Genomic DNA, 16,954 nt, shown 5'->3' on the forward strand with positions numbered 1-16,954 from the left:
ATGATTGGATGAAGGCGGAGGCACCCGGCCTGATGGGCAGCAAAGCGGTCAAATGGAATTTCACCAAATTCCTGATCGGCCGCGACGGCAAAGTCATCCGCCGTTATGCCCCGCAAGATACGCCCGCCAAAATCGAGAAGGATATTGCCGCGCTGCTGTAACATTCGGTTTTTCATGCCGAATGACAGACCAGAGTTTCAAAAGGGGGGCATTATGCTCGAATCGTTCAATAGCTGGTTTCTGTCCCTCGGTGCGGAGTACGGCGTCAATCCGTATATCTTCGGCGCGATATATATTGGCGCGATCCCGTTTTTTCTGCTCTCGATCGGCTGGCTGGTGCGCAACGCCCGGCAGGGTAAATCGACCGTTCTGCCGACCATGAGCGCGGGCTTCTTCTTCGTCTCCGCATACCTCTATCTGGCAATTGTAGGTAATAATATCCCGGTGTGGGTGTGGATCTTCCTCGGCGTGCTGATTGTGTACGGCGCCTATTCCAGCATCCGCGACACCCGCAAGAAAATCGCTGCTGCGAAAGCGGCAGAGGGGCGGGAGTGACTGTGAGCCGTACCGTCCCATTCGCGATTAGCTTGACACTTGCTTGACACAATTGACACTGTGTCAAGTTGTTGGAATTTAGGTAAGATATTGATTTAATTTCGTATTTTGACAATTGAGCAGATTGACACTTTCAATATAGCCCCCGCCCCTATGGGTACACCGGTTCCGGGGACCGTCGATGAAAGCGGAAATTGGAACCAACGGCTGACGACGTCAACAAGCATTACGCGCATAACGCGTACAATACATGTAGGAAATGTCTTGTTTTGGTGCTGGTGAACACTCTACCAAGAGTAAGTTAAGGGCTTAAGATTGATATGATATAATAATCTGGAGAAAACCGTGTTCGAAGCGTTTGTATTGCTTGCTACGATTTCGTCGCCTGATTTCACTTTGACACACCCAGCAAGAGGGGCGTTCGAAGCGGATATTTTCGCGATTAACGCCGAGCAGACCACAGACCAAACTCTGGAGCTTTTGATCGCTGAAGAGAAGGCTGATCTGCAAAATACTGTCGCCGAGGTTCCAATTGGCGAAGACGATGAATTGACCGTGACGACACTACGCGACACAGAGGGCTCACCGATAGCTGCGTATTTTTATCGGTTAGATATGCCTGAAACCGATAGAAGCTGGGTCTGCCGGATCCGCTTCAGCCGTGAAGGAGGGCCGGGATTGGCGCGTTCTGCGCGGTGGTGCCTAAGCTTTATTGGCGGCGCTGAATATCGTCCCACCGTTCAGCTGCGCCCAAATTAGCTCGCAATGTAATGGTCCAATGCTGGACCGCCCCAACGCATAACCCAATCCCGCACCACCCCCTTTAAAACCTGTGGAAGCCGCGCTTCACATTTGATCCGTCCATCCGCATATTCGGCGCATGCCATTTGCTCCCTTCGTTCCGCTGCGTGTTCTCTCGTCCTATTCCATGCTGGATGCGGCGATTGATCCCAAGCAGATTGCGAAATTGGCGAAGGAGCGCGGCTTTCCCTCCATCGCCATTTGTGATCGTAACGGGCTGTATGGCGCGGTCATGTTTGCGGGGGCGTGTTTTGATGAAGGCATTCAGCCGATTATCGGTACGCTACTGGGCATTGCCCGCGATAAGGAAGGCAAGCAGGTCGATTATCTGCCGCTCTATGCGCAGGATGAGCGCGGCTATGAAAACCTCTGCCATCTGGTCAGCAAGGCGCATCTGGACCGCCCGCTGGAATTTGAACCGCATGTGCGGCTGTCCAATCTGGAAGGCTATTCGGACGGTTTGATTGCGCTGACGGGGGCGGGCGATGGCGCTTTGTCGCGCTTGCTGGGCGAGGGGCAGGCCGATCATGGCGCCGCCTATCTGGACCGCTTGCAGGCTTTGTTCCCCGACCGGCTTTATGTTGAACTGGCGCGCGGCAATGCCGCTGTGCAGGATGCCGCCGAGGCCGCTCTGATCGATATTGCCTATGCACGCGACTTGCCGCTCGTGGCCACGAACCCCGCACATTTTGCCGAACCGCATATGAATTCTGCGCATGATGCGATGCTGTGTATCGCCAATTCATCGCATATCGAGGCGGAGGACCGCCCGCGCTCCAACAAAGAGGCCTACGTCAAATCGTACCAGATGATGGAGGAACTGTTCGGCGACATTCCAGAGGCGCTCGCCAATACTCTCACCATTGCGCAAAGATGCGCCTATGCGCCGCCCTATCGCGATCCGATCTTGCCCAGTCTGGCGGGCGATCTGGAAGGCGAGGCCAGGGCGCTGGCGGATGATTCGCGGGCGGGGCTGGAGGCTCGGCTGGAGCCTTACGGGCCGATGGATGATGCAGAGCGGCAGGCCTATTTCGACCGGCTCGATTTCGAGATTGAAGTCATCGTCAAAATGGGGTTCCCCGGTTACTTCCTGATCGTTGCCGATTTTATCAAATGGGCCAAGGATAATGGTATACCGGTCGGCCCGGGGCGGGGGTCCGGTGCGGGATCGGTCGTGGCATGGGCGCTGACCATTACCGATCTTGACCCGCTGAAACTCGGCCTGCTGTTTGAGCGTTTCCTGAACCCCGAACGGGTGTCGATGCCCGATTTCGATATTGATTTCTGCGAAACGCGGCGCGGTGAAGTGATCCGTTATGTCCAGCAGAAATATGGTGAGGATCATGTCGCGCAGATTATCACTTTCGGTAAGCTGAAAGCGCGCGCGGTGTTGCGCGATTGTGGCCGGATACTACAGATGAGTTACAGCCAGGTGGACCGGCTGTGCAAAATGGTGCCGAACCACCCGACCGATCCGTGGACGTTGCCTCGCGCGCTGAACGGAGCGGCGGATTTCAAGCGCGAATACCAGAACGACAATGAAGTGAAGCGGCTGATTGATCTGGCGATGAAGCTGGAGGGGTTTCCGCGTAACAGCTCCACCCATGCTGCCGGGGTGGTGATTGGCGACCGGCCTTTGGCGCAACTGGTTCCGCTCTACCGCGATCCCAGATCCGATATGCCGGTGACGCAGTTTGACATGAAGCATGTTGAATCAAGCGGCCTGGTTAAGTTCGATTTTCTTGGTTTGAAGACGCTGTCGGTCCTGCGCAAAGCGACCGATCTGATGGAAAAACGCGGGATTACGATTGATCTGGCGACGCTCGCCTGGGATGATCCCGCAGTGTTTGATCTGCTCAAAGCGGGTAATACGGTGGGCGTGTTTCAGCTGGAATCAGAGGGGATGCGGCGCACTCTGACCGCCGTAAAGCCTACCAAATTTGAAGATATTATTGCTCTCGTCTCGCTCTATCGCCCCGGGCCGATGGACAATATTCCGCTGTTTGGAAAACGCAAATCGGGCGAAGTCGCGATTGAATATCCGCACCCGAAACTGGAAGGGATATTGGCCGAGACATACGGAATTTTTGTCTATCAGGAACAGGTGATGCAGGCAGCGCAGATCCTCGCCGGATATTCGCTCGGCGATGCCGATCTGCTCCGCCGCGCAATGGGCAAGAAAGTTCAGGCTGAAATGGATGCGCAGCGTCAGCGTTTTGTTGACGGGTGCATGGAACATTCCGCCATTGAACCGGGCGCGGCCAATGAATTGTTCGATTTGATCGACAAATTTGCAGGGTACGGCTTCAACAAATCGCACGCGGCGGCCTATGCCCTGCTGGCCTATCAAACGGCCTGGTTGAAAGCGCATTATCCCGAAGAATTCTATGCCGCGTCAATGTGCTTTGACATGCATCAATCGGAAAAACTGGCACTGTTTGTCGATGATGCGCGCCGCCACGGGATCGAAATTGCACCGCCCGATCTCAATACCTCCGAAGCGGAATATACGGTCGAGCAAACTGATGAAGGCTATGCCGTGCGCTATGCGCTTGCGGGGATCCGTAACGTTGGTGAGAAAGCGATGGATGCCATCGTGCGTGAACGGCAAGCGAACGGACCTTTTGCCAAGCTGAAAGACCTGTTCGAACGCCTGCCGCCCGGTTCGATGAGCCGCCGCCAGTTGGAAGGGCTGATCTGTGCTGGCGCGCTTGACCGGTTTGAACCCAATCGCGGGATGCTGTTCGCCAATGTCGATCTACTGCTTGGCACGGCAGACGCGGCGATCCGTGAGCGGGAAAGCGGGCAGGCCGGTCTGTTTGCCGGTGATGACACTGCCCATGATGATCTGCGTTTGAAACCAGCCGATGACTGGCCGCGCCCCGAACGTATGGCGAAAGAACGTGAGAATTTCGGCTTCTATTTCTCTGCCCATCCGGTGCAGCAGCATTGGGCGGTTGCCTCTGCCAATGGCGCGCGGACCTATCAAAGTCTGATGGAAGCTGGCGCGCCGCCGGGCGGGCGGCAGCAAGCGGTCATGGCCGCGATGGTCGAAAGCGTGAACAAGGGTAAAACGCGGCGCGGCAAAGACTTTATCCGTGCCGACTTCTCCGATGCCACGGGGCAGTTCAGCGCCGCCTGTTTCGAGGAGGCACTGGTGGAGAATTTCCAGAAATGGGCAGCCGACAGCACCTGCATCCTGCTCAATGTCGAACTCGATTCGCCTAGCCCGGATGAACCGCCGCGCGTGACGATTCGCGGCGGGCGGCCATTGGCTGACATTTCCGGCAGCTCGCGCATGGTGCTCAATCTGGAGCTGAGTGATGCGGCGGCTCTGCATGATCTCAAGCTGGAACTGGGACCAGGAACGCCGGGTCACGGCGAAGTGCTGGTGAAGCTGAAAACCGGCACCGAAACGGAACCGCTGATGCGGTTGGGCCGTGATTATGCGCTGGATGGCGAATTGGCAGAGCGATTGGCATTGATTGAGGGCGTGGCGAAAGTGGCACTGACCACGCGGCGCGGCGCATCACATCTTCGCCTGGTTGCCTAGGCGTTGCTATCGTGTTTGGTTGCTGCGCCGGGAGGTGCTGCATCGGGGAGTGCTGCATCGGGGAGTGCTGCATCGGGCACACTGGCGAATATTGACGTGTAACGTGCGGCGAGCAGGATCAGCGTCGGCAGAATCATCGTATTGACCGTGTCCTTGATGGTACCCCAAATCCAGATAACGCCGTCATCCGCCAGCATGTTTTGCATATCGACATATTCATTGATGCATTGACACAGCAGGACCAGGGCCCACGGTTTCACACTGCGGGCTCTCCATCTGAATATCCAGCATGCACCCAGAAAAATGATCAGCGCGGCATAGATGTGCAACGCATCACGCGATAGATCGGCAAGCGTGGCCAATGCAGTTTTCGTATCCTGCCATTCGATAGTATCGATCATGTCCGTGCTCTGACCCCGATTGCTTTGGCTGGCAAGCATAGGCATGAAGGGGGCAACATAAAACGCAAGTGGAGAGAATGCTGATGAGTAGTAAAGCTTTGGGCGCGATGCAGGACTGGACCATGCGCGTGACGCACGTAATCGACCATGCCGCGCGCGAAGCCGGTGACAGAGAGATCGTCTCGCGCTGGGCAGATGGCAGTGAAACCCGCACCAACTGGGCAGGCATTCGCCGGGACGCGTTGAAAATGGCGCAGGCCTTGCGGGCGCTTGGCCTCTCCAAAGGCGATAAAGTCGCCAGCCTCGCGATGAACCATTCGCGCCATCTGGTCAGCTGGTACGGTGTTGCCGGGATGGGCGGAGTGTTGCACACGATTAACCCGCGGCTGTTTGAAGATCAGCTGGAATATATTGCCAATCATGCGGAGGACAAGGCGCTCATCTATGATGCTGCGTTTCAGCCCATCGTCGACAAAATGAAAAGCAAATGGACCACGATCGAGCATTATATCTGTTACGATCCGGCGGAGGGTTTCAGCGGGACCGGGTTCGAGGACTGGATCGGCGCACAGGACGGCAATTTCGATTGGGCTACCGGTGACGAGCGCGACCCGTGCATGATCTGTTACACCAGCGGCACTACGGGCAATCCCAAGGGTGTTCAGTATGAGCACCGCTCGACCGTACTCCACGCGGTATCTGGCCTTCAGCCATCGACATTCAATTTCAGTGCATCCAGTGTCATGCTGCCGGTTGTGCCGATGTTCCATGCGGCCAGTTGGGGTTTGCCCTATGCAGGCGCGATGGCGGGCATCAAATTCGTTTTCTCCGCTGTCAATGATCCCGCTGTTCTGCATGAGCTGATGGAGCGCGAAGGCGTGACCGACAGCGCGGGCGTGCCAACGGTGTGGCTTGCCCATTTCCAATATTGCGATGCGCAGGGCATTGATCTGCCCAAATTGAAAGCAGCAACGATTGGCGGGTCCGCCGCGCCGAAATTCATGATCAAGCGGTTGCTGGAAAACGGCACGCGCGTCCAGCACGCCTGGGGCATGACCGAAACCAGCCCCATCGGTACGGTTGGCGGGCCCACGCATGACTGGGATGATCTGACGCTGGAGCAGCGGGTCGATAAATGCGCGATGCAGGGGCGCCCGATCTTCGGGGTGGAACTGCGCACGGTTGATCTCGATGATATGCGCACCGAACTGCCGCGCGATGGCGAGGCATCGGGCGCGCTGCAGATTCGCGGGCCGTGGATTATCAAACGCTATTACAAAGCCGAAGAAGACTGCGCCGATGAAAATGGCTGGTTCGATACCGGTGATGTCGGCATCATTCATCCCGATGGCACATTGCAGCTGACGGACAGGACCAAGGATGTGATCAAATCGGGCGGTGAATGGATCAGCTCGGTCGAGCTCGAAAATGCCGCAATGGGCCATGCCGAAGTGGCCGAAGCTGCCTGTGTCGGAATGCCGCACCCCAAATGGGATGAACGCCCGGTTTTGTTCGTTGTGCGTAAAGAAGGGTCCAATGTGACGGCGGACGATATCAACGCGCATCTGGCACCGATGATCGCCAAATGGTGGATGCCCGATGCGATCGAGTTTGTGGATGATATTCCGCACACCGCCACCGGCAAAATCAGCAAAAAGGATCTGCGCGAACGGTTCTCTGATTACATATTGGTGGCCGGATAGTGGTGCATTATATCGACCCGAGTCCGGCCAATTTCCAGGCATTCAAGGACCTGCCGCGCGGCGAGCCTGTGCATATGCTCAACCTGCTGCAATTCGCCGATGTCGCGAACTATCCAGAGGGGCATGAGCACGCCGGTAAGGGCTGGAGCGGGCGGCGCGCTTATGAGGAATATGGCAAGACCAGCGGGCCGATTTTCGAACGTGTCGGCGGCAGCATTGTCTGGCGCGGCGCGTTCCAGACGATGTTGACCGGCCCCGATGCGAAACAATGGCATAGCGGGTTTGTGGCGCATTACCCCAATGCAGGTGCGTTCTTTGAAATGATCAAGGATGCTGATTATCAGCGCGCCGTGGTCAACCGCGCCGCCGCATTGGTGGATAGCCGCCTGATGCGTTTTGAACCCGGTGAAGCGGGTGGCGCGTTCGGGTAGTCAGAACCATGCCAGGCTCACCGCTGCCAGCGCCAGATACCGTCCGGCTTTGGCGGCTGTAACCAGCACCAGAAACGATGGCAATGGCGCGCGCATAACGCCTGCGATCATGGTCAGCGGGTCACCGATAATCGGCACCCAGCTGGCCAGAAGCGACCACCGGCCATAGCGGCTGTACCACCTCTGCGCCCGCGCCAGCTGCTCGCCTGAACTGGGGAACCAGCGTGCGTTTTTGTAACGCAGCAGATGGCGCCCCAGATACCAGTTGATCACCGATCCCAGGACATTGCCCGCTGTCGCGGCCATGATCAGCATCGCGGCGGAGTGATCGCCCGTGATCAGCAATGCAGCAAGCACCGCTTCTGATCCCAAGGGCAATATCGTCGCCGCGATCAGGGCGGTGAAGAACAGCGTGAGATAGGCAGTCATGCCGTGATTGTGGCCAAGGCATGGGCGCGAACGCCGGTCACACCTCGCGCAGTCTCGGCATGAGATCGACGAAGTTGCATGGCCGGTTACGGCTGTCCAGCTGTTCCGCCAGAATTCCATCCCATCCGTCTTTCACCGCGCCATTTGAACCGGGCAGGGCAAAAATATAGGTGCCGCGAGCCACCACGGCGCAGGCGCGGCTTTGTACGGTGCTGGTCCCGATACTGTTCAGGCTGAGATAACGGAAGACTTCGCCAAAGCCGGGAATGTCTTTGTCCTTCACCATATCGAGTGCCTCGGGCGTCACATCGCGGCCCGTCAAGCCGGTCCCGCCGGTGGTGATAATTGCATCGATGCGGTCGCTGTCGATCCATGCGGTGAGCTGCCGTGCCACCAGAGCGGCATCATCTTTGACAATCATCCGCTCGGCCAGAATATGGCCCGCATCTGTCAGCCGTGCCGCCAGAATATCACCCGAAGTGTCATCCTCGGCCGTGCGCGTATCGGACACGGTGAGGACAGCAATATGGACCGGTGTGAATGCGAGGCTGTCATCAATCGCCAAGGTTATCAGTCTATCGCGCTGACGCGCAGGGTCCTGCCGCTCAGTTCGGGAAAGCCAGGCCATTGGCCCTGCGCCAGCGCAATCCGGCTTTCCGATGCACCGCCCGCCTGGCGTTCATACATCCAGTAATTGCGCATGACGATGGCGACATAACCGCGCGTTTCCCAATATGGGATGCTTTCCATATATAACAGCGCGTCGCCCTGATCCTTGATTTCGCTGTTCCACCGTGCTGTCGGCGTCAGGCCAGCATTGTATGCAGCCATGATCTTGGGCAATTTGCCTTCGGTTGCTCGGCTATCGCGCAGCATGTTGAGGTGTTCCTGGCCAAATGCCAGATTGATTTCCGGTTTGGACAGATCGCGCGCTGTGCCGCGAATACCCAGCCTGTCCCGGTGGTCAATCGCGGCGGCGGGCATGATTTGCATCAATCCGCGCGCCCCGGCCGGACTGACCACCGCAGCGCGGAAATTGGATTCCTGCAATGTATGGGCAAAAGCCAGCGCCGGGTCCACTTTCCAGCCATTGACCGGCTGCCATCGCGGCGCGGGGAAGCGCAGGGCAGGTTCAGACTGCGCCCCACGCGGAGCGTTATGCGCCATCCATAATTGCGTCGATGGAACGCCCAGTTCACGCGCGAGCCGTGACAGCGCGTTATATTGCGACGCGTCACCGATCCGTGCCTGATGGCGCAGCACTTCGTCCGCCAGATTGTCCTGACCGATTTCGGCCAGGGCCACGGCGGTCCGCACATTCTCCTCGCCGCGCAGACTGTTCCAGTCGGTCAGATCGAAATCGGCGCTGGAATGGGTTTGCGGCAGCGATTGCCCCAACTGCTCGCGGGCAAGCATCCCGTATAATGTTTCATCCAGCAGTGCGGCAGCGCGCAATTGTTCGGACGCACGTTCGGGTGCGCGGCACCGGATATAGGACCGGCTGGCCCAATACCGCGCGGCGGCAGTCAGTTCATTGTTGATGGAGCCCATCGCGGCCTGCTCAAAATACACAGCAGCACTGCCGCAATCCTGCATCCGCCATGCGGCCAAACCGGCGACCCAATTGCCCTCCGCAACCCAGCCCCCCGTTCCTTCATTAACGGTCTGCGCAACGGCAAAAGCGGCAGGATCATTATTTTCGATGTAATAGCTGAATGCGACCCGCTGGCGCCACTCTGCGCGCGATGCGCTGCTCAGGCTGGCATCAATACCGTCAAGCAATTGGCGTGCGCCGTCAGGATCATCATTCTTGATCCGGTCCAAAATTGCCGATCTCACCGCGTCGGGCATGGTACCGTCACGGACCGTGGACGGGCGGATCCGCTTGGAGGTGTAGGGCTGGGTTACAAACGTCTGTTCTGCTGGCAGCGGATAGGTGACATTTACTCCGCGCCGCTCGCCAAGGCGGATAAGCTGTTCGGCCTGCGGCAATGTGCGGCCGGCGACAAGCCATCGCTGGATATCTTCACTGTCAATACGCGGACTGTTGGCGTGCAGATAATATTCAGCGCGGGCGACCTGATGCAGCGGTCCATCGCTGCGCTCTGCCAGCATGGCATCGACCCGGGGCCAGTTTTCATCTTCGATCGCGGCGAAAAGAGCTGTGTAATACTGGTTGTCACTGCGGCTGAGCAGCGAAGGCACCGTGTTACGTTCCGCGCGGGCACGGAAATACTCTGCGGCGCTGCTATTGCTTATGGCGGGGTTGGCTGAGGCCGGGGCGGCGAAGCCGACAGCGGCGGAAACCATGCCAGCCACAGCAACCGTCAAAGCCGCGCGCATTCGGTGCATCTTTTTCAAACTCACTATTGTGTCCATTCGAGCCAGCGTTGCCAGAATTTTTGCCGCCGCCCCGCTGATCGCAGTAACTCGGCAAGTGACCCGGCACCCATTGCGGGAATACTTTCACCGTCATGGTTAACATTTTGTAAAATTGCAGTGCCTTGCGCCGTATCGTTCCCCAAAAGCGGCGGAATGTTACGCCCGAAGGTCACAATCCGTTTCGGTGCCGCCAGTCTGACATGGTGGAGCAGCACATCGCCAATGCCCGCTGCCGACAGCGCGGCCCAATCGGGCATCGGCGTATGGCGGCGCAGCACCGACGCAGTATATACAGCATCATCGGCGGTACCTGCTGCACGCATCATGCCCGTCAGCAACTGGCCGTGCCGGCCGCTTAGTAAAGTGGCGGTGTCGCTTTCTTCGGGATCCGCCACGATAACCATCAGGCTGCAGCCCGCATTTCCGGTTGGCCCGACGACCGGAAAAGCGCCGCCATCATCTATTGACGGATCGCTGAGCCACCATTGCTGAAACGCGGCGAGATCGCTTGGCCAGGAATCTGTGTTGCCGCCGATTTTCTGTGGCGGCGATTTTACCGGGCGCTGGGCCAGAGGACGGACCGGAGCCAGGGGCGTTGCGGACGTGCTGCCATATGTTGAGGGTGCAGCACTGGCGCTATCGGCTGGCACGGGCGTATCGGCCAGCCAATCCGTAGCGTCATCGGCGAAATCGTGATCGACACCGGCCTCTTTCCACCAGGCCACAGCCGCCGCGAATTCCTCGGCAAGCGTATGCTCTGGAGGATGCCGGGAGGCGGGGTTTTCAGGCGTGGTCATTATGGCAGAGGTCTTGACCTGATGCGCGTGATTATTCAAGGGTTTCCGCGATATTCCAATGCTGTTTACCTGAAGGACAAACTCGATGAGCGCCGAACCCCAAGCCGATCCGATAGAGCGTGAATCGATGCCATGCGATGTGGTGATTGTGGGCGGCGGTGTGGCAGGTCTCGCCGCCGCTATCCGCCTGAAGCAGATCAATGATGATCTGGAAGTGGTCGTCCTTGAAAAAGGCTCAGAAATTGGCGCGCATATCCTGTCGGGCGCGGTGGTTGATCCCAAATCGCTCGACGAGCTGATCCCTGAATGGCGCGATATGGATTGTCCGATGGCGGAAACGCCGGTGACGGATAATTTGCACTGGATCCTGTCTAAAGGCAAAAAATACGCAATGCCGCATCTGGCGCTGCCGCCATTGATGTCCAATAAGGGATGCTACACCGGATCGCTTGGCAATCTCACTCGCTGGCTTGGCGAACAGGCCGAAGGGATGGGCGTGATGGTCTTCCCCGGCTTTCCCGCTGCCAAGGTCATGTTCGATGATGCGGGCGCGGTCAAAGGCGTGATTACCCAGGATATGGGCGTTGCCGAAGACGGTTCACGCAAGCCGGATTTCCAGCCGGGCATGGAAATCGAGGCGAAATATACCCTGTTTGCAGAGGGTGTTCGCGGCAATCTGACCAAGGAAATGAAAGCGCGCTTCGATCTGGAGGCGGATTGTCAGCCGCAGGTTTACGGCCTTGGTATCAAGGAATTGTGGGACATTGACCCCGATAAGCACATTCCGGGCCGCGTCATCCACACGCAGGGTTGGCCGTTGTCCGAAAGCGATAGCTGGGGCGGCGGATTCCTCTATCATCAGGCGAACGGCCAGGTTGCGCTCGGTTTCGTGACGGGTCTTGATTACGAAAATCCTTACCTATCCCCATATCAGGAGTTTCAACGCTGGAAAACGCATCCCGCGATCAGGGAATATCTCGAGGGCGGCAAGCGTGTCGCCTATGGCGCGCGCGCGATTAATGAAGGTGGCTGGCAATCTGTGCCCAAGCTGGCATTCCCCGGCGGCGCGCTGATCGGTTGTGCGGCCGGTTTCGTCAATGTTCCGCGTATCAAAGGCAGTCACACAGCAATGAAAAGCGGCATGCTGGCTGCAGAAGCCGCCGCCGCCGCAATCGCGGCCGGGCACGAGCAGACCGAACTGACCGATTACGAAGCCAACCTGCGCGAAAGCTGGATCGCCAAGGAGCTCAAAATGGTTCAGAACGCTCAGCCCGCGGTTGCCAAATTTGGCGGCGATTTCGGCACAGTGATCGCCGGGGTCGATATGTGGATGCGCCAATTGCGGATCGGTCTGCCGATTTCGATGAAGCATGAGCCCGATTACACCCATACCGGCCGCGCTGATCTGTTCCGCCCGATCGAGTATCCCAAGCCCGATGGCGTGATCACATTCGACCGTCTGACGTCTGTGGCGTTCAGCTATACCAATCATGCGGAGGACCAGCCGGTTCATCTGAAAGTCAAAGATTGGGACTTGCAAAAGCAAAGCGAGCTGGGTGTCTATGGCGGCCCGTCAACCCGCTATTGCCCCGCAGGTGTCTATGAATGGCTGATCGAGGACGGGCAGGAGCCAAAGTTTCAAATCAACGCGCAAAACTGCGTTCACTGCAAAACCTGCGATATCAAGGACCCGAACCAGAACATCAACTGGACCACGCCCGAAGGCGGCGGCGGACCGAATTATCCGAATATGTGATGCGGGTTCACAATGCGATGGCGCAGGGTGATTTCACTTGCCAAGAGAAGCATCACTGCGACCGGGCTTTTGCTTCCTTGGCTGCAAGTTCAGGATTCATAAAAATCTGACGGATCGGGCCTGCAACAAATCCAATGGTCGCCCGCCTCCTGTTCGTGATAGTCCAACGCGTACTTCTAAAGACGGAAAAGTTCATCATTGCCAGCGACCACTCGCGGGGGAGTTCTGCCATCCTCAGATATCTGCTCATGGTACTCTGTGAAATCCTCACAGCCCTCATAGCTGTTTCTGATATCCACTCAATTGCAGACATACCGAGAAAGCCCCGCTAACACTACGCGCGTGGCTATCACCGAAACCGCCTACGCCAAAATCAACCTCGCGCTGCATGTCCGCGCGCGGCGCGATGATGGCTATCATGAGCTGGAAACGCTGTTCGCTTTTGTCGATCAGGGGGATGTTCTCAGCGCCACATCTGCCGAACTGGACCAGATTAGAACTGTTGGCGAGTTTGGCGGGCAACTGACTGATCCGCTTGATAATATCGTTGCCAAGGCATTGACCGCGCTACCCCGCCCTCAGGGTCTTAGCATTCTGATGGAAAAGAACCTGCCTGTCGCGGCGGGACTGGGTGGCGGATCGGCGGATGCGGGGGCGGTGTTCCGGATCGTGCGCGAAATGCAAGGACTGCCCGATGACTGGCCGCAGCGCGCGGCAAAGCTTGGCGCGGATGTTCCCGCCTGTGTGGAAAGCCTGACCTGCATCGGGCGCGGAACGGGTACGGAGCTGGAGAATATTGACAGCGATCTGACCGGTACGCCGGTGTTGCTGGTGAATCCGCGCATGGCTTTATCGACCGGCCCTGTTTTTACCGCCTGGGACGGGCAGGATCGCGGGCCGATGCCCACCGGTTCGGTATCCGAAATCGCGTTGTCTGGCCGCAATGATCTGGAAGGCCCCGCAATCGGCCTGTGCCCGGCAATTGCGGATATATTGGCGGCGCTGCGCGAAACCGACGCTTTCCTCAGCCGCATGTCCGGCTCCGGCGCGACGTGTTTTGCGCTATATCGCAGTCATGACGCCATGCGCGAAGCCGCAGAAACGTTGGGTTCTGACTATCCCGACTGGTGGCAGATGCGCGGCATATTGAGATAGGAAACGCCAATTATGATGATGGATGATCTGCCGTATCGCCAAGTCGGTGAGGCGCGAAAGAGCGGTATCGTGTGTGTTGCCGATCACGCATCCAATTATGTGCCTGACGATGTGCCGCTCGGCATTCCGGCGGCTTTGCAGGACAATCATATCGCGGTCGATATTGGCACAGCGGGTATCGCCGACCGGATGGCACGGCGGTACGGTATCGCGGCGCACATCGCCACCGTCAGCCGCCTGGTGTGCGATTTGCACCGGACGGAAGATGCCGACGGTGTCGTCCCCACCAACAGTGACGGGCATCTTATTCCCGGCAATATCGGCGCGAATATAGAGGATCGTCTGGCGCGGTTCCACCGGCCCTATCATGCAGCAATGGCGGACTGGCTTGACGCGGCTGACCCGGAACTTATCGTGGCTTTGCATAGTTTTACACCGGTACTTGAAAGCAAAGTCGAGGATCGTCCGTGGGACGCGGCATTGTTGTATAATCAGGATGATCGCGCGGCGCGCCACGCGATCCGCCTGTTCGCTGAGGAAGGGCTGAATGTCGGCGATAACCAGCCATATTCGGGCAAACTGCTCAACGCGACAATGGACCGCCATGCAGAGGCGCATGGCCGCGCCTATCTGACCATCGAAATCCGGCAGGATTTGATCGCCACCAGGGCCGAGCAAGCCCGCTGGGCGGCGCTGGTAACCGATGTTGCCAACCGCACCGCATTGGCGCTGAAGGGGAGCTAAGCGCCGCTAAAGATGGGTTGGTCTTGTAAATCTGGCATATCCCAGCAAAAGCGGACCTCTGACGGAGGATTACCAGCGTGACACACACATTCGACAAAACCAGCCTGCCCAGCCGCCATGTTTCGGTTGGCCCTGAGCGCGCGCCGCACCGATCCTATTATTATGCGATGGGCATGACCGAGGAGGAGATTAATCAGCCATTTGTCGCGGTTGCCTCTGCCGGGAATGACAGCGCGCCGTGCAATACCGCGCTTGATGCGCAGGCCAATATTTGCCGCGACGGTGTGATTGCAGCGGGCGGCACTCCGCGCCGGTTCAATACGATTACCGTCACAGACGGCATTGCGATGGGCCATCAGGGCATGAAAAGTTCGCTCGTCAGCCGCGAAGTGATCGCAGATTCGGTTGAGCTTTCGGTGCGCGGCCACTGCTATGATGCGCTGATCGGGTTTGCGGGGTGCGACAAAAGTCTGCCCGGCATGATGATGTCGATGGTGCGGCTGAATGTCCCCTCTATATTCGTCTATGGCGGATCGATCCTGCCGGGCCGGTTCCAAGATAAAGACGTGACCGTGGTCGATGTGTTTGAAGCCGTTGGCCAGTTTTCTGCTGGCAATTGTCCGCTGAAAGATCTGACCGCTCTGGAAAAGGTTGCATGCCCCGGTCACGGTGCGTGCGGCGGGCAGTTTACCGCCAATACGATGGCCTGTGTGGGCGAGGCGATTGGACTTTCGCTGCCCAATTCCAACATGGCCCCTGCGCCGTACCGATCGCGTGAGGAGGTCGCGACCGGGGCGGGCAGACAGATCATGTATCTGCTCGAACACAATATCCGCCCGCGCGATATCTGTACCAGGGCGGCGTTTGAGAATGCCGCACGCGTGGTGGCGGCCACTGGCGGATCGACCAACGCGGCGCTGCATCTGCCCGCAATGGCCAGCGAATGCGGGATAGATTTTGACCTGTTCGATGTCGCAGAGATATTCAAATCAACGCCTTACATTGCAGACCTGAAACCCGGCGGCCAATATGTTGCGCGCGATATGCATGATGCTGGCGGCGTCTATATGGTAATGAAAACCCTGCTCGATGGCGGTTTTCTCGATCCTGAACCCATGACCGTGACGGGCAAGACACTGGGCGAGAATATCGCGGAAATCACCTGGAACCCGGATCAGAATGTTATTTATGACGTCAAGACGCCGATCACGCCAACCGGCGGGGTGGTGGGTTTGAAAGGTTCTCTCGCACCCGATGGCGCGATTGTGAAAGTTGCGGGCATGGCGCGGCTGGAATTTACCGGCCCTGCGCAAGTGTTTGATTGCGAGGAAGACGCCTTCGCAGCGGTGGGCAAAAAAGAAATCCGCGAAGGTAGCGTGGTCGTGATCCGGTATGAAGGGCCCAAAGGCGGGCCCGGTATGCGCGAAATGCTATCTACCACGGCCGCGCTTTACGGGCAGGGTATGGGGGAAAAGGTCGCACTGATCACTGATGGGCGCTTTTCGGGTGCGACGCGCGGCTTCTGCATCGGCCATGTCGGGCCCGAAGCTGCCGATGGCGGGCCTATCGGGCTGGTCGAGGATGGCGATATCATTGCCATTGATGCGGTTGCCGGTACGATTGACCTTCACGTCGATGATAAGGTTTTGGCCGCGCGCCGTGCCAAATGGGAACCGCGTGAAAATGATTATCAATCGGGCGCATTATGGCGCTATGCCCAGAATGTTGGTCCTGCCAGCAAGGGCGCGCTGACCCATCCCGGCGCAAAAGCAGAAAAGCACATCTATGCGGATATCTAGCCATCTTATTGCAACCGCTGTTCTGACCGGCGCTCTGGCCGCCTGTTCGGGTCCGCCGCCGGAACAACCCCAGGCCGAAGAAGGATCCGACGCCATCGAATGCGCATTGGGAGAGGGGAGCGAATTTGGCGCGGATTGCCTGGTTGAACGCAGCGAGGTGGACGGCCAGAAAGTGTTGACCATTCGCCATCCCGATGGCGGTTTTCGCCGGTTCGAACAATTGACGGACGGGCGCGGTCTGGCCGAAATGGATGGTGCCGACACGGTCAGCAGGTCCTTGGAAGATGGTACTTTGCTGATCAGTATCGGCCCTGACAGGTACCGCTTCCCCGCCGCCGTAAAAGCCGATCCGGCGCCGGCGCAGACAGCATCAGAGACACCCGAACCTGCGCCCGAAGAAATTGCTGCTCCCGCCGCTCCGACCGGGTAAGACCAGTTAGCGGGGCGA

General features: G+C 58.1%; 15 protein-coding genes and 1 pseudogene. 11 read left to right on the forward strand and 5 right to left on the reverse strand.

The window, feature by feature from the left end:
* The 4 genes and pseudogenes from WA922_RS09995 to dnaE form a co-directional block, all read left to right on the forward strand.
* A pseudogene (locus WA922_RS09995) lies at positions 1 to 161 on the forward strand (glutathione peroxidase); the annotation flags it as partial.
* A gap of 52 nt (positions 162 to 213) precedes the next feature.
* Positions 214 to 555: a hypothetical protein gene (locus WA922_RS10000; protein ID WP_424771556.1), complete on the forward strand. Its 342-nt coding sequence runs from the start codon at positions 214 to 216 to the stop codon at positions 553 to 555.
* Between the two features lie 345 nt (positions 556 to 900).
* Positions 901 to 1,314, forward strand: a complete 414-nt coding sequence (locus WA922_RS10005) for a hypothetical protein (protein ID WP_424771557.1) — start codon at positions 901 to 903, stop codon at positions 1,312 to 1,314.
* Positions 1,315 to 1,435: 121 nt separating this feature from the next.
* Entirely contained in the window at positions 1,436 to 4,909 is a 3,474-nt protein-coding gene (dnaE, locus tag WA922_RS10010) for a DNA polymerase III subunit alpha (RefSeq protein WP_424771558.1), read from the forward strand.
* On the opposite strand, the gene WA922_RS10015 is transcribed toward dnaE, so the two are convergent.
* Positions 4,906 to 5,310, reverse strand: a complete 405-nt coding sequence (locus WA922_RS10015; protein ID WP_424771559.1) for a hypothetical protein — start codon at positions 5,308 to 5,310, stop codon at positions 4,906 to 4,908. The genes dnaE and WA922_RS10015 overlap by 4 nt on opposite strands.
* 83 nt (positions 5,311 to 5,393) lie before the next feature.
* Here WA922_RS10015 and WA922_RS10020 point away from each other — a divergent pair, with 83 nt between their 5' ends.
* Together WA922_RS10020 and WA922_RS10025 are read left to right on the forward strand one after the other, a co-directional pair.
* On the forward strand, positions 5,394 to 7,013 hold the full coding sequence (locus WA922_RS10020) for a long-chain fatty acid--CoA ligase (protein ID WP_424771560.1): 1,620 nt from the start codon (positions 5,394 to 5,396) through the stop codon (positions 7,011 to 7,013).
* Complete coding sequence (locus tag WA922_RS10025) at positions 7,010 to 7,444, forward strand: DUF1330 domain-containing protein (protein WP_424771781.1); 435 nt, start codon at positions 7,010 to 7,012, stop codon at positions 7,442 to 7,444. The genes WA922_RS10020 and WA922_RS10025 overlap by 4 nt, the downstream gene beginning before the upstream one ends.
* Here the strand turns inward: WA922_RS10025 and WA922_RS10030 are convergent, their stop codons facing one another.
* The 4 genes from WA922_RS10030 to WA922_RS10045 are packed head-to-tail and all read right to left on the reverse strand — an operon-like array spanning position 7,445 to position 11,052.
* Complete coding sequence (locus WA922_RS10030) at positions 7,445 to 7,873, reverse strand: YqaA family protein (protein ID WP_424771561.1); 429 nt, start codon at positions 7,871 to 7,873, stop codon at positions 7,445 to 7,447. It abuts the gene before it with no gap.
* Between the two features lie 37 nt (positions 7,874 to 7,910).
* Entirely contained in the window at positions 7,911 to 8,438 is a 528-nt protein-coding gene (gene moaB, locus WA922_RS10035) for a molybdenum cofactor biosynthesis protein B (protein ID WP_424771562.1), read from the reverse strand.
* Between the two features lie 5 nt (positions 8,439 to 8,443).
* Entirely contained in the window at positions 8,444 to 10,216 is a 1,773-nt protein-coding gene (locus WA922_RS10040; RefSeq protein WP_424771782.1) for a lytic transglycosylase domain-containing protein, read from the reverse strand.
* 23 nt (positions 10,217 to 10,239) lie between these two features.
* Positions 10,240 to 11,052, reverse strand: coding sequence for a hypothetical protein (locus WA922_RS10045; RefSeq protein WP_424771563.1), 813 nt, complete (start codon positions 11,050 to 11,052; stop codon positions 10,240 to 10,242).
* Between the two features lie 85 nt (positions 11,053 to 11,137).
* Here WA922_RS10045 and WA922_RS10050 point away from each other — a divergent pair, with 85 nt between their 5' ends.
* The 5 genes from WA922_RS10050 (at position 11,138) to WA922_RS10070 (ending at position 16,936) form a co-directional block, all read left to right on the forward strand.
* Positions 11,138 to 12,808, forward strand: coding sequence for an electron transfer flavoprotein-ubiquinone oxidoreductase (locus WA922_RS10050; RefSeq protein ID WP_424771564.1), 1,671 nt, complete (start codon positions 11,138 to 11,140; stop codon positions 12,806 to 12,808).
* 342 nt (positions 12,809 to 13,150) lie between these two features.
* The gene (locus tag WA922_RS10055) at positions 13,151 to 13,963 is read left to right on the forward strand and encodes a 4-(cytidine 5'-diphospho)-2-C-methyl-D-erythritol kinase (RefSeq protein ID WP_424771565.1); all 813 of its coding nucleotides are present in this window, start codon (positions 13,151 to 13,153) and stop codon (positions 13,961 to 13,963) included.
* A gap of 12 nt (positions 13,964 to 13,975) precedes the next feature.
* Positions 13,976 to 14,707, forward strand: a complete 732-nt coding sequence (locus WA922_RS10060) for an N-formylglutamate amidohydrolase (protein WP_424771566.1) — start codon at positions 13,976 to 13,978, stop codon at positions 14,705 to 14,707.
* Between the two features lie 77 nt (positions 14,708 to 14,784).
* A complete protein-coding gene (ilvD, locus tag WA922_RS10065; protein ID WP_424771567.1) occupies positions 14,785 to 16,506 on the forward strand; it encodes a dihydroxy-acid dehydratase in 1,722 nt (573 codons plus the stop codon).
* Entirely contained in the window at positions 16,493 to 16,936 is a 444-nt protein-coding gene (locus tag WA922_RS10070) for a hypothetical protein (protein ID WP_424771568.1), read from the forward strand. The genes ilvD and WA922_RS10070 overlap by 14 nt, the downstream gene beginning before the upstream one ends.
* Positions 16,937 to 16,954 lie beyond the last annotated feature (18 nt).

This window comes from Pontixanthobacter sp. (assembly GCF_049682855.1).
GTDB lineage: Bacteria > Pseudomonadota > Alphaproteobacteria > Sphingomonadales > Sphingomonadaceae > Pontixanthobacter.